At 42.4% G+C, this 13,639-nt stretch carries 11 protein-coding genes; 3 read left to right on the top strand and 8 right to left on the bottom strand.

The features are described from left to right. Positions 1-137 precede the first annotated feature (137 nt). Positions 138-341, top strand: coding sequence for a hypothetical protein (locus HMPREF9969_RS06350; protein ID WP_036895293.1), 204 nt, complete (start codon positions 138-140; stop codon positions 339-341). Between the two features lie 287 nt (positions 342-628). On the opposite strand, the gene rpmA is transcribed toward HMPREF9969_RS06350, so the two are convergent. Together rpmA and rplU are read right to left on the bottom strand one after the other, a co-directional pair. Continuing rightward, positions 629-919: a 50S ribosomal protein L27 gene (gene rpmA / locus HMPREF9969_RS06355; RefSeq protein WP_004381900.1), complete on the bottom strand. Its 291-nt coding sequence runs from the start codon at positions 917-919 to the stop codon at positions 629-631. A 16-nt stretch (positions 920-935) separates the two neighbouring features. After that, on the bottom strand, positions 936-1,253 hold the full coding sequence (gene rplU, locus HMPREF9969_RS06360; RefSeq protein ID WP_009434990.1) for a 50S ribosomal protein L21: 318 nt from the start codon (positions 1,251-1,253) through the stop codon (positions 936-938). 762 nt (positions 1,254-2,015) lie between these two features. Between rplU and HMPREF9969_RS06365 the strand changes: the two genes are divergently transcribed. Then, positions 2,016-2,582, top strand: a complete 567-nt coding sequence (locus HMPREF9969_RS06365; RefSeq protein ID WP_009435033.1) for an NUDIX hydrolase — start codon at positions 2,016-2,018, stop codon at positions 2,580-2,582. 54 nt (positions 2,583-2,636) lie between these two features. After that, the gene (locus HMPREF9969_RS06370) at positions 2,637-2,882 is read left to right on the top strand and encodes a hypothetical protein (protein WP_004381894.1); all 246 of its coding nucleotides are present in this window, start codon (positions 2,637-2,639) and stop codon (positions 2,880-2,882) included. A gap of 399 nt (positions 2,883-3,281) precedes the next feature. Here HMPREF9969_RS06370 and HMPREF9969_RS06375 read toward each other — a convergent pair whose 3' ends face one another. From HMPREF9969_RS06375 to HMPREF9969_RS06400, 6 genes are all read right to left on the bottom strand, one after another. Further along, positions 3,282-4,472, bottom strand: a complete 1,191-nt coding sequence (locus HMPREF9969_RS06375; protein WP_009435024.1) for an AGE family epimerase/isomerase — start codon at positions 4,470-4,472, stop codon at positions 3,282-3,284. A gap of 207 nt (positions 4,473-4,679) precedes the next feature. Then, positions 4,680-5,471 (bottom strand): acid phosphatase, encoded by a 792-nt coding sequence (locus HMPREF9969_RS06380; protein WP_009435053.1) that lies wholly within the window; start codon positions 5,469-5,471, stop codon positions 4,680-4,682. Positions 5,472-5,625: 154 nt separating this feature from the next. Next, complete coding sequence (locus HMPREF9969_RS06385; protein ID WP_009434987.1) at positions 5,626-8,802, bottom strand: hypothetical protein; 3,177 nt, start codon at positions 8,800-8,802, stop codon at positions 5,626-5,628. A gap of 388 nt (positions 8,803-9,190) precedes the next feature. Further along, positions 9,191-11,203, bottom strand: coding sequence for a fructose-1,6-bisphosphatase (locus HMPREF9969_RS06390; protein ID WP_009434981.1), 2,013 nt, complete (start codon positions 11,201-11,203; stop codon positions 9,191-9,193). A gap of 61 nt (positions 11,204-11,264) precedes the next feature. Next, positions 11,265-12,422: a glycosyltransferase gene (locus tag HMPREF9969_RS06395; RefSeq protein ID WP_009435014.1), complete on the bottom strand. Its 1,158-nt coding sequence runs from the start codon at positions 12,420-12,422 to the stop codon at positions 11,265-11,267. Further along, entirely contained in the window at positions 12,423-13,628 is a 1,206-nt protein-coding gene (locus HMPREF9969_RS06400; protein ID WP_009435061.1) for a glycosyltransferase, read from the bottom strand. Between the last annotated feature and the right edge of the window lie 11 nt (positions 13,629-13,639).

Consider the following 13,639-nt stretch of genomic DNA (forward strand, 5'->3'; position numbering starts at 1 on the left):
ATGATATGATTATTGCTTTGTGATGGTATCATGGCATATTTGATACGTTAAAAGCTTGTTTTTATGGCTGGAAAGTGGTAACTTTGTATACCTAGTTTATGAAATAATTTATATTGAATCAAAACATTTGAAATAAGATGATGGCACCACAAATAGAATATTCGGATAGAGAGGAACGTCTCGAGTTTATACAAGATCGTTATCATTGTAAGGCTCCTTCTTGTGGGCGTTGTGGTTCGTGCGCTTTACCAGATGGTGTACCAGCAGTTGAGTACTTTGCTGATTATATTGAGGGAAAGGTGGAGTATGTAAAGCTCGCAGCAAAGGTTTGGGACTATTGATTAGCTTAATGGATGTTATTAAGGGTGAACCTAGTAGTAATTGTTCTTCTATCTTTAATCTCTTCATACATTTACTTTTGATAGCTGCATTAGTCCATCCATAACTTGTCTACTTGTTCCACTAATCCCCTGTCAACTTATTAACTGATAATCTTTCAACTCATTCCCCAATCACTCGTTTACCCGTCAACTCACTAATTTGTCTACCCCTTTAAACGCATAAATCCCAGTCTCCTAATGGAGCTGGGATTATGTTGTTTGTTTGGAATAGTTGTTTTGTTTCTCGCTTAAGCTTCAGGCTTAACAGTCTTTGCAGCGTAAACTTCCTCTGAAAGAACAGATACAGTACTCTTATTGTACTTGCCCTTGTGGAAGTAAACAACACCGTCTGCAAGAGCATACAATGTGTCGTCCTTACCCTGTGCGACATTCTCACCTGGGTAGTGCTTGTTACCACGCTGGCGTACAATGATGTTACCAGCTATGATTTTCTGACCACCCCAGATCTTAACACCTAAACGCTTTGAAGCTGATTCGCGACCGTTCTTAGAACTACCTACACCTTTTTTATGTGCCATTCTTAAGTCCTCCTTTTTAAGCGTTAATTGATTTAATTTCTACCTGAGTGAAGTGGGTACGATGACCATTCTTCTTTCTGTAGTCCTTGCGACGCTTCATCTTGAAGACGATAACCTTGTCGCCCTTTACTAGAGGAGCTACTACCTCAGCTACTACCTTTGCACCTTCTACAGTTGGTGCACCTACTGTGATAGATCCGTTATTATCTACTAACAGGACCTTGTCAAACTCAACAGCTTTACCTTCTTCCGCATCTTTGATGTGGTTTACGAAGAGCTTCTTGCCCTCCTCTGCCTTAAACTGTTGACCGTTAATTTCTACAATTGCGTACATGTTTATATTGTAAAACGGGTTTGTACCGATGGGCGGCTGAGCATCTATCCAGCACTTGTTCTGAGCCCAATACGGCATAATCGGTTGCAAAGTTAGTAATTTTCTGTATCATACGTGACAGCTCCTTATGATAAATGTTAGTTTGTTAACAATAATTAGTTGATTAATATTGCTTTGTGTTTTCGGCGTGCCAATAGTAATATTAATGACAAGTTCTGCGACTTATCATTGACGGGTGGAAGAGAGTTAAGCTCTGTTCCTGCAATATATAATTGTGGTCAGTGAGTTAGGAAGGAGGCTGTATCTTATCGACAAGAGCTATTGCCCCAGTATTAGGTATCCATGTTCAGTCTTTTAATACAGCCTATCCTTTTTATCTATTGAGCCTTTCAAAAGGCAGATCATCTAGAATGTCAAGCTGACGTTCATCATCTTGATAGATATTATCAAGCTCAAACTCACGTTCATTGTGCATCTTACGTTTTCTTTTCATAGTTGTATTCCTCCATAATTAATTAGCTTCACGACAGGTGATGGGGTTAGTATTCTGTGATTGATAGGATTGTATCCTTTTTGTTTGCCCGTGTACAAAGATAGGTATAAAAGATGAGTAAGTTGTCAATAAACACGAAATGTTTTCGTTCAAGGCGTATATGTTGCACGGAATAGGTGTTATGTGCTTATTACTTTGCGAATATATATTTGCTCATTCAAGTGTAATCCTTTACCTTTGTTGATGTATAACGAATGACAATTAATTAAATGAATGATAGTATGGCACGGAGCGATAAAGAAATGGTATGGCATACGCTTTCTTCAAAGCAACTCATCAATCGCCCTTGGTTGAAGGCGCGTTGCGACACGGTGGAACTCCCGAATGGGAAGATTTATGATGAATATTATGTGCTCTCTTATCCGTCGTGGATCAATGTTATTGCAGAGACCGAGGAGGGCGACATTATATTAGAACGTCAGTACCGTCATGGGCTGGGGGTTGTCTCAACCGAGATTTGTGCTGGTGTGATTGAAGCGGGTGAGGAACCCTTGCACGCTGCACAACGTGAACTGGAGGAAGAGACTGGTTACACCGGTGGCGAGTGGCAAGAAATCATGACAATCGCCCCTAACCCTGGCGTGATGGATAATCTCTGCCACTGTTTCTATGCTCGTGGGGTGAAGAAGACAAGCCAGCAACATTTGGATGAGACCGAAGATATAGAGGTTTTCCTACGCACGAAAGCGGAAGTTAAGGATATGCTTGTGCAAGGAAAATTCATACAAGCACTGATGGTCGCACCGCTTTGGAAATTCTTTTCAATGTATGCTTGAGCATGCTAATGGGCACTCTACAGCGTATGAATAGATAGGTAAAAGTAATGTAATATGATAACAAAAGATAGTATAGATGCGGCTTATTGCTTCTTTCATCAGAAGTATCAAGTGTATGCGTTCTCGCATAGTGAACGGCAAAAGGACGATATAGAGTATGCCATTAGTTCGTATGTTGACTCGATGAATAAGGAACTCTATGACAAATTAGCAGCCGGTAGGGAAGGGTTCTTGCTAACCCATAGCACCTTTGCATCCGATATGCAAGAGGCGATAAAATATCTTAGTAGTTTCGAGTAAATACATATATAATAAGGTGAAGAGGGTATGTGTCAATAGGCACATACCCTCTTTTTCGTTTGATTATACGTTATCTGTTTTCATTTTGTGCGCTTTCCGTATTCACGGAACACGTATGTTTTTATATTATCTAAGCGTGATAAAGTATTATCACACTTAGATAATTAATTATCACGCTTAGATAATTAGTTATCACGCTTAGATAATTAAATAATATACGTATCAAAGCAATGCAAAACACGCATCAAAACAATGCAGAACACGTAGGAAAGTAATGCAGAACACGTAGGAAAATAATACAGAACACGCTTGTAAGCAAAAGAAAAGCAGGGAAAACGAAATACAATACGTGCGCATCTCGCTTTCCCTGCTTATGCTTTAAGCGGAGTGATAGGGGCTTTATTCCTCCATCTTCTGTAAGATCTCCTGACAGAGCATATAGCCCTTAATCATCATACGAGGGATATGGAACGGCCCTTTAAATATATTTCCTTTGGCAGGTTGGGCTACCGTACCATCACGGTGCAGGTATCCGTACCATTCTGGGTAATCCTTATCTGGGAAGTGAGCGTATGTCCACTCACTGATTCGCTGGTGCCGATAGAGGTACTCTTCATCATCCGTACCGAGGTAAGCATAGAGCGAGGCAATGATTGTCTCGCATTGCGGCCACCAGAACTTCATGTCTTGTGAATAGTCCTGTGCAGGTAAGTTGCGGCAATCGCGGAAGTTGATAATACCACCATAGAGCTTATCCCAGCCCCAATCCCACGACCAGTCGAATATGGTCAGGGCTGTGTCAAGGAGTGACTTGTCCCACTTGCGTAGCTTAGCCTCCTCCATGATGAACCATGCCGTCTCAATGCAATGACCTGGATTGATGATTCGCCCAGCATTAGTATCTATAAACTCTCCATTCATGCCAACGGTCTCAAGGAGTGCCTTAAACTCTGGGTGCATGAAGTACTGACGCAATAGTGCGATTGACTTATCTATCTGCTCGGTGAGAGTCGGGTCGTCAATTACTTCTCGAAGGCGTGAGCCAACGTTGATGAGAATCATGATAATCGAATGACTCTGTGCCTCCACGCCCTTTTCATACTTGGCTGGGAGGAATCCTGGAGTAGCCAGAAAGCGTTGTGCATCATGGAATACTTGCAATGCACGCTCGGCATAATGGCGGTCGCCCGTTGCCTTTGAGTATTCTGCAAAGGCTATAGCTGCGAAGGTTTCAGAGAATACGTAACGGCGTTTGCGTATAGGTTGACCAGTGGCAGAAACCTCGAAGTACATGTGACCATCTTGGTCGAAACAATACTTCTCGATGAAGTCGATAGCCGATTTCGATGCCTCTAACCACTTTTGATTCTTCTCTACATTGTTATAGGCAAAGGCGCAGATGAATGCCCATCGCCCTTGGAACCACACCGACTTAGTGGTATCCATCAACGAACCATCACGGTTAAGACATGTATAAATACCGCCATTCTCTTTATCCCAACCATGTTCCAACCAGAATGGCATGATGTTGTTTGTTAAGTCGTTCTTGTAGCTTTCAGCCCATGAACGCACGTATTCTTTCTTATTCATAATTTGTTTTATAGTGTCTGTTTACTTGGTCTTTAGGTGTATGTGATAGATGATGTGTTCGTGAATCTCTGCCGCCTTGCATCCTTATCTACACGCACCGACAAAAGTAAAACTTATTTGTTAATCTCCCAAACAATTATCGATAAAGTTTATTCTCTTCATTGTCTTTGATATTATTAGCTTGTTTGTGTTGTTGTTATCCTCGGTTTAGTTGGCTGCTTTGAAGGTACTCTTAGCTACCTTCCCATCCTTTTGTAGCTTCGCAAACTCCTTCTTTGCCTTTGCTAACTGTGCTTGGAAAGCAGGGTCGGCATGCAAGCGTGCCACGATGGCTGCGCTGATTATGCGTGCAGCATCCACGTCGCTCTGCCAGTGGTAACCACAGATAACACGGCTCTGTCCCATCTGGTAGCCACGTTCTAATATCTCATTCTGTCGGTCAACATTGATTTCTGCTAATACAAGTGCCGTTGCCCAACCAATAGCCGTATGACCAGAAGGGTAAGAACCATTGGTGGATAGCTCCTGTTGCTGCTCTGGATTGCAAGTCATCTCCTTGTAGAATGCAAACGGGCGAACACGCATGTAGTGGTCTTTTGCACCACGAGTAGCTAAGTCACCAGCGTCCTCACGCATATTCAGAATGAGCTTGTAAATCTCAGGAGTGGTCTCCTTGCTTATCTTAACACCGAATGCTTCAGAGAAAGCATTAGGCACTCCGTCACCACCAACACGTGCATCTGCAGCCGCCTGGTCGCCTCTTGGCGTGTCACGTTGCATCTTTCCCCATTGGTATTGAGCCTCGTCATATAAGAACTGAATGCTTCCTAGCTGTGGAGGAGGTGGTAGCAAGTCGAGCGAACTAGCCTGTTGACCGTCCTGAAGGAAGTAGAGGTCGGGTTTAGTACGTGCATCTTTAATCTTAGTAGATGCCGTCTGTGCGAACGTTGACAACGATAACATTGCAACGAAACCAACTATGAGAGCTTTCTTTGTCATTTGGTTTTTAATTTAAAAGGTTTATTAATAAGATTGAATCATATTGTTCCTGCAAAGGTAGGAGGAATGCTGGTATAAAAAAAGTTGCATCAGTTTATTTCTTATAAATAAGCTAATGCAACTATTATAAGGCACTGGTTCTCACGCTACTTGTCTATTCAGACAACTTTAAAATATAGTGTACTATACTTGAAGGATTCTGCTCGCAATAGTCAGTGAGCGCCTTTCTATTGTCCCCAATCTTGCTGTGATAAAGCCTACTAACAACAGGGTTGAGGTTACCATATATACCTAGCATACCTGGAAGGAGTGTTCGCTTCACCTTAGGAATTGCGAGTAAGAGAATGAGCACACGCACTTGCTGACTACTAGCAGAGGTGAAGTGGAAGAGATCTTCACACACTCTTCCATCTGTCTTCATCATACTATCGAAGAAGAAAGAAGATAGTGCTTTAATCCGATCAGTGATGTCTCGCGTTGCAGAGTCTATATCTGCAAAGAGCTTAGAATCAAACTTCTTCATTCGTCTTGACTCATTCTCATGTATGATGTTATCGTGTACTGTGACGAAGTGGTGCATGAGTCGTTGCAGTGCCTTCAGTTGTTTCACCTGTGCAATGCGGTAGTCTATTATCTGCAAGGTGCGTAGTAAGTCTATTCTGTCATAATCTTCTATCGCTTGTTTAATACCTTCTAATTCTTTAGACAAAGCTTGACTTACATACTGATAATCCTCCTCTTGCTCCAAGTAAGCAATGTTTGTGTCGATATACTGACGAATGATAGCGAGCCCTTCTGTGCTAAAGAGTCGCTCATATTGCTCCTTTAAAGTTGGGAGATTATCGTGTAATTCTGTAAGAGGACGTTGTTGATATAACTCTGATACATGGCTGATTGCCTCTTTCATACCATCATTTAAGCCCTTTAGCACTAGTGTTCCTTCAGTCGAGCGACGCAGTTTGTGCAATAGATCATGTAGATCTTCTATCTCGTTAAGCCACGCTTCGTTCTTCTCACATTGTTGTATGATTAGCTCAATATTATCCGATTGTTTCGCCTCTTGCGAAGCCTGTAATATGATCTTACTTTCATATATATTGACCTCATGGATACGCTCTATTTGCTCGTTCAAATACTTCACCATCTGCAATGCCGTATCACGATTAATGCGTGAGATACGTGCTGATACAGATGAAAACTGTTTACCTGCAGCCTTCATGTCTTGCGATTTACTCCCAATCAAATTAATCTCTTGATAAATGTTATCAATGTCCTTTTGTTCTCCAGCTGATAGTCGGTTACGGATAGAATTAAGGGTTGAGAGCCTGCGAAGGAGGTCCTCTTTTCCTAGTTGTAGTTGTATCTTCTCCGTGTGTTTCTGCTTGAGATAGGTAATGATAACCATACTAATAAGGAGGAATACAGCCAATGCAGTGAGCAATACTAGGCGTGGATTAGGCACCTTATCATTGAAGTTTATCCATCGTCCTGCCGTTTCTTTCCCTGCTTGAAGTGCCATCACACCAAGGTCAGAACCAATATATAAGGTTTGATTCTGTACGAATCCGGCTTGCGAATTGAAGTGTATATCATCATAGAATGTACCACAGTCCACTAGTTTTCGCCCTTGTTTGATGATGAACTTACGAATACCAGCCTCGGGGATAGCATAGAGAATACTATCGTTAATGCTGTACATTCGGTTGCAACCATCTATCTGGAGCGAGTCAAGACCTTGTATCTCTATCTGGTGATTAGTAAGGGTAAGGATGCTATTTGGGTACTTCTTGTTTGTGAGAACCCCATTCATAAAGCTCTTATTGATGGTGCTCTGGAGTGGACGGAATGTCTGTCCGTCGCCATAGAATACCCCATTATTCAATGTGGTGATGTATATATCATTCGCTTTTGACGCCGAATGATAAAACGAAGTGATGTATTTTCCACGCATTGACTTGATTGTATCTGCCTTACCGGAAGCCATGTCAATGGAGAGCATATAGTCTTGCACTCCTAACAACACCTGTCTCTTGGTTGCTTGCAATTCCATTGCTGTAATGCGAGTTGTGGGTTGCATGAGTACTTTCGGGCTTGCGAAGAGTTGGTTGAATAGGTAACTTTTATCTGCAGTAAGCCTACACAACTGGTTATTTGAGTTGTAGTAGTAAATGTCATTACCAAAGGCTCTCATCTCTCTAGGCTGTTCGCCTTCCTCAAAGTCGTATATCTTTGTAGCCTCCTTTCCGTTCCGTTGTTGGCGGAAGAGTTCCCGTTTGTCATTCAGAAATAAGTAACTATCACCTGCCTTACATGCTGCAACAATAGGCGCATTGGTACTGAAGATGCCAAGATGGTGTGGGATACGCCATACCGCATGCTTTCCTAAGAGCAAAGAGAAGCCTTTTCCATCATCAGGAATGGCTATCTCGTGTGGATTATTGGGTATCTCATGGTGTAAGGGAGCACTGATAAAGTGTGAAAGATTGTCTGAAAGCAACACACTTGACAATGTGATGAAGTAAAAGGTACGCCCAACTTTATAGAAAGTAAGTACTGCTTGCGGGAGAGGATATTGTTTCTCTCCTCGTCCATCAAGTTCCTCTATCAATAGTTTACCATCTGCAAGCGCATAGAGCTTGTTATCATAGACTTCAATGTGCCGTATGTATTCCCCTTTGTGGCGTACGTTCACCTTATTAGATACTAAGTCCAGAGAGACAACTCCTGCTTGCGTTGCAGCGAAGAGCCACTTTTCTCCAGCATGACAGAGGTTGTTGACCAAGAAAGGCATTACCCCCTGTTCGGTTTTCTTATTACTCTTTGGATAAATAGGAACCAACTCCTTTGGCGTGTTTGAGGCTGGAGTGGAATAAAGCCCCTGCGATGTTGCAAGATAAATAGTCCCTTTTACCTGTTCAATATCATAAGGCGAATATTTATCCAGTTTGTTAGGAAGCTGGAAAGTAACCTGATGAATCAACGAATCTTGGGCTATGTTCCATAACTGCAAACCCGCATTTCGGGCTGCAATCCATAGTTGATTAGGGTGTTCAAGGTTACGTTCAACATTGTATATGCGGTCTAAGCCCGTATAATAACGGGTTTTATTTTGTCCGTCAACATGCCATAATACCCCACTCTCAGTCCCTATCCAGTATCCTTGCTTGTCTACTGATAGTGTTGAGAGAGAGCCATCGTAATGGTATTCTTGCTCTGATAAAGAGCGTGTTGTGGTTGTTTCTTCACATCCCGTAACGGCAATTAGAAAGAGAGAACAGAGCCAAGTAATGAATAGTCGACCCCGTTTAGTATGCTTATCGTTTGTCGTCATTATTCAAAAGTTTGACCGCAAAGATACTTATTTATATCTTTAAACCTATCAGTTTATGCTATTTGTTTGTATAAACAAACATTATTTTAGATAATGGAGAGCACACTTTCCTGTCCTCCTTGCCAAATGAATAGGGGAGTGGACAATGTCATTAAGATATGAAATCATGGTAAAGTGTAAAAGAGGTTACAAATCTTAGGATAAAAGGAAACGCCCTTCTCAATTGGAGAAGGGCGTTTCTTTGATGTGAAGAAAGCCTCTCTTCGCTATAAAGAAACGCCCTCTTTGTTTGTAAACATTGCTGTTTTCTCCCCTCTACATTCATAGAGGAATGGGGAGGGGAGCCTTTCTTTTTTCGTTGGAAGAGATGGGGAGGGGTTGTGGTAGGCTATAGCTTGGGTGGATTCTTGCGTTCCTGTTCTGTCAAGAAGCCTGAGCGATAAGCATAGAGAAGTTCCTTCAGGGCTTCAATCTGCATCTTTAACTCTAACCCTTTGTCGGTATCTTGCACACGAATGCGGTGCTGATTCATCTCTACGATTTGTATAGTTGAAACGATGTCAGTGCCCCGTTTTATTGCATCCTCCGCTGATGTGAATGGCTCGTGTTGTACAAGTTGGAAGCCACGAGAGTGATAGACGAGGGTGTAACCAGCAATACCAGTCTCCTTGTGATAGGCTTGTGAGAAGCCACCATCAATCACCATCAACTTTCCGTTGGCCTTAATTGGGTTCTCTCCCTTCACTACGTGCACAGGAACATGCCCATTGATGATGTGGCGGTTGGGCTTAGGAACATCGAACTCATCCATTATCATGTCTGCAATCTGTTCATTGTCTCGCATACTGAAATAGTATCCCTTCTCCTCGTGATGAGTCTCTTTTTCGGTCAAGAAATAGCGTTCGAAGGTTGCCATCTTTGACTTATCGAAGAGCGGACTATCGGGTCCACACCACAAGTAAAGGAAGAAGTCGATTGCATCTTGGTGCTCCTCTGCTGTTTGAATATCGTTATTCATTTGGAAAGCAGCACGTATCTTCATACCCGTCTGATAGAGTAACTCCTTTCCTTTTAACTTCTCTCCAGGACCTATCTCAACCTCTTTTAGCTTTCCATCAGCCGTCAATGGGATAGAAGCATGATAGAGAAGATTGTGGTTAACGATGTTATACATGCAGCCATGACGTAGTAGAGAGCGAATGTGCGAACGTAGTTTCTCACTGCTAGTAAATGACTGGTGAAGGCGGTCGATGAGGGCTTGCTCCTCATCAGTTAACTGGTCAGGATGTTTCGGATCAATGGTTGGGAAATTGCAAGAACGCATCTTATACTCCTTTCCATCGACGATGATTGTACCCTTCTTATAGTCTATTGCCTCCAATAAACAGCGGTCGTTCATCTTCCAAAGAGGGTGTCGCTTGATGAGTAGAGACTCCAGTTTGAATTGGATAACACTAATGGCTTTATGCATTTGAGACGTCAAGGTCATACTTCGTTCATCGAGTGGATTGTCCTTAGAAACCTTCGGTTTAAACTCTTCACAAGGGTCATTTCCATAGATGTCCATCGCAAAGGTTGCCAACTGAATGAGGTTGATTCCATAGCCATCTTCGATAGTTGCCATGTTTGCATATCGTAAGGCAATGCGAATGACATTACATATACAAGCATCATTACCAGCGCATGCTCCCATCCATAAGATGTCGTGGTTACCCCAAGTAATGTCCCATGTATGGTAGCGTTTGAGCGTATCCATGACGATATGAGCACCTGGTCCACGGTCATAAACATCCCCTAAGATGTGCAACTGATCGATAACCAAGCGTTGAATAACCTCACAGATGGCAATGATGAAATCGTCAGCTCGTCCCGTAGTGACAATCGTATGAATGATAGCACTTACGTAATCGGTCTTGTCTTTATCGTCCGAATGTTCGTGAAGAAGCTCTTGAATGATATAAGAGAAGTCCGTTGGTAAGGCTTTACGAACCTTAGAACGAGTGTACTTACTCGATACATCGCGGCATACTTCCACGAGTCTATAGATCGTAATATGGTACCAATCGTTGATGTCCTTCTCGGTATGTTTGACCAGTTCTAACTTCTGTTCTGGATAATAGATAAGTGTGCATAACTCTCTCTTCTCGGCGTTTCTTAGAGTGTCACCGAACAACTCGTTGACCTTTCTCTTTATATTACCTGATGCGTTCTTTAGCACGTGTTGGAAGGCTTGATACTCGCCATGTATATCCGCAAGGAAGTGCTCCGTACCTTTTGGAAGATGTGCTATTGCCTCCAAGTTTATTATCTCTGTCGATGCATCGGCAATAGTAGGGAAAGACTTAGAAAGCAGTTGTAAGTAACGCTCATCCTTCTTTAGATCATACTGTTTAAGTGTCATTTGAATGTCTCCTTTCTATTAGTTATGGAGTTAATCAGTCTTTCTTTGGTGATAACTCCTATTAGTATCTATGTTTAAAGTTCCTTTTCATGATGGCTTTCAACCCATTATCTGCAAGTGGAGAGAAGGGTCGGAAACCTTCTTCTAGGTGTAGCTTGTCTACTAATAATTGGATGATACGACGTGAGAAACGATAGATACGCATATGACGTAACACCTCTGCAAGGCGGTCTTCGTCATAGTCATTATATTTAATCATCGTGTATAAATCTGCTAGATGACGCATGGAAAGGATTTGTTTCCTATCTAATTGATGTGCATTGGCTAGCATGATTGCAATGGTTCTAACGATGGTCTCGTCGCTATTAATATTGTCATTAAGGCGTTGACGAGTAAGAGGTTTGGTTCCAACTATCTTCTTTTGGTTAAGAGGATTGCGCTCTTTGGGAAGGACGAGGGCAAAACGTTGAATCGTACTAGTCTCTATATTCGGGGCATTTAGCTGTAATCTGCTAATGGCATCATCGATGATCTCCCTTATATTCTCATCATCGGAATAGAGTAAGATACGCCTCCACTGCGCTGGATTTAAGCTCCTTAAATTCAGGAGTTGATCGCTCGGAAGGAGGTTGTGAGTGGTTTCTCGTGCCAGACCAACATGTAACAAACTATATACGGCATCGTTTTCCATTGAAGACATAGCCACTTGGTAGCGAGTGTCTAACACCTTATTATAATAGAGGATGGTTTGTTCTGCCATCTCACTTGCCGATATACTACTATTTAAAAGGCTGTTCGGAATAACGTCAATACGCTTTTGCCAACCTAGAGTTAGTGCCATTTGACGCTCTTTCTCATTGGTAACCAGCATAGCATCCACTTGATGTACAGTCTTTTGCTGGTACATCATCTGCTTAATAAACTTGCGTATTCTCTGTTCGTTAGAACGTATAGGCTCGTTCAGTCCCCAGTGTGTAGAAAGGACGACTGCATAGCCCTTCTTCACTGCCCATTGCGCCCGTTTGGCAGCGAGGTAATCCCAACAAGCATGTATGTGGATTATGTCGGGGTTCTCTTTCTCGGTTACTTTTTGAAAGTCGTCAGTGCTTGTTAAGGTCTTAACCTCCGCATATTCCTTTTGCTCGGAAGTGAGTTGTAGGATATAATCGGATAGTAAGTTGCCTGCTTTTAGGCTGTTTATGTAATGGAGAATACGCATTTATAGTTTATGAGAGATGAAGTCATACTTATTAGCTCGGCGGTATTTGATCTTATAACCGAGCCTTTTCCATGTGATAGCAAGCTCGTATGGGATTACTTTCCATGCTGATATGTCAATATCGAAGCGGTTGAGTGCTCGCTTACCAATCATCATTCGGAGTATTAAAGTGAGCAGTAAACCAAGTGCAGAGGCTGCTGTTATAATCCAGTTGTGGGTAAGGAGTGAAACAGCGAGAGCCACAAATAGTATAAGGTAATTGCCATGAAGAGCCAACTGGTCGATGATTGGCAAACAACGATGCCGTCCCGAACCTTCCAAGTGCTGGCGATTCTCCATATAAAAGAGGTGTGTGCTTAACCATACCTTATCGGTTGGAACTTCCTCAATCAATGTACCCTCTGGGGAAGACTCAAAGGCTAAGTTGTTACCTTTTGCATATTTGTTGACCATGAAATCAAACTCTCCACGAAGATACTTAAGGTTTCCTCGGAACCCTTCTTGCCGTAAGAATAGATCCTTGCGGAACATCAATGCATTGAAAGGACAGCGGTAGGCGTGGTCGTGCTGATACTCTCGCATGATATAACGAGCCTCATAGTAACGTTCAAAAAGACGATAGTCTGGCGTGCCATCTTCGTATCGGGTGTAACCGACAACAAGCTCTCTTCCATTCATGCAATGCTGTGCCAGCGTTTGTAACCATCGGTCACTTTGAGGATAACTACATACATCCGCCATAACAACCCAAGGGTATTTTGCAGCTTTAACACCCAATGTTATTGCAAGTTTCTTACGACTCATATAGCGTGAAGAGTCAGGTATGAAGGTTGTATAAAGGCGTTTATTATCAGCAAATCGCTTGAGTACATCGTTCGTTTCATGGTCTCCCTGAGGAACAACAACGATAACTTGAAAGTCATTGTCATACGACTGGTTGAAGTAGAGGGGAAGGTATTTTTCTAGTTCGCTAGCATTGTCGTGTGGGGTAAACACAATCGACACGGGAGGCAAACTGAAGTTCTCAACAGTAGTCACAGTCGATGAAGTCTCCGTCTCATTGGCTTCTTCTGCTGGAGTGGTAGGCTCTGTTACTATCGCACTTGTGCGCACCTTCCGAAAGAAAGGATTAATTAGAGGTGTTAATAAAGCCATCACCAGCAATACTGCTGATAAGATGATTGTTGTATTATCAATGGTAAACATTCGTTTAAAGA

Origin of the sequence: Prevotella sp. oral taxon 306 str. F0472 (assembly GCF_000257925.1) — a bacterium.
Classification (GTDB): domain Bacteria; phylum Bacteroidota; class Bacteroidia; order Bacteroidales; family Bacteroidaceae; genus Prevotella; species Prevotella vespertina.

Bases quoted from the DNA above. Each gene is read 5' to 3' on its own strand.
- HMPREF9969_RS06350 (WP_036895293.1), top strand. From the start codon at position 138: ATGATGGCACCACAAATAGAATATTCGGATAGAGAGGAACGTCTCGAG.
- rpmA (WP_004381900.1), bottom strand. From the start codon at position 919: ATGGCACATAAAAAAGGTGTAGGTAGTTCTAAGAACGGTCGCGAATCA.
- rplU (WP_009434990.1), bottom strand. From the start codon at position 1,253: ATGTACGCAATTGTAGAAATTAACGGTCAACAGTTTAAGGCAGAGGAG.
- HMPREF9969_RS06365 (WP_009435033.1), top strand. From the start codon at position 2,016: ATGAATGATAGTATGGCACGGAGCGATAAAGAAATGGTATGGCATACG.
- HMPREF9969_RS06370 (WP_004381894.1), top strand. From the start codon at position 2,637: ATGATAACAAAAGATAGTATAGATGCGGCTTATTGCTTCTTTCATCAG.
- HMPREF9969_RS06375 (WP_009435024.1), bottom strand. From the start codon at position 4,472: ATGAATAAGAAAGAATACGTGCGTTCATGGGCTGAAAGCTACAAGAAC.
- HMPREF9969_RS06380 (WP_009435053.1), bottom strand. From the start codon at position 5,471: ATGACAAAGAAAGCTCTCATAGTTGGTTTCGTTGCAATGTTATCGTTG.
- HMPREF9969_RS06385 (WP_009434987.1), bottom strand. From the start codon at position 8,802: ATGACGACAAACGATAAGCATACTAAACGGGGTCGACTATTCATTACT.
- HMPREF9969_RS06390 (WP_009434981.1), bottom strand. From the start codon at position 11,203: ATGACACTTAAACAGTATGATCTAAAGAAGGATGAGCGTTACTTACAA.
- HMPREF9969_RS06395 (WP_009435014.1), bottom strand. From the start codon at position 12,422: ATGCGTATTCTCCATTACATAAACAGCCTAAAAGCAGGCAACTTACTA.
- HMPREF9969_RS06400 (WP_009435061.1), bottom strand. From the start codon at position 13,628: ATGTTTACCATTGATAATACAACAATCATCTTATCAGCAGTATTGCTG.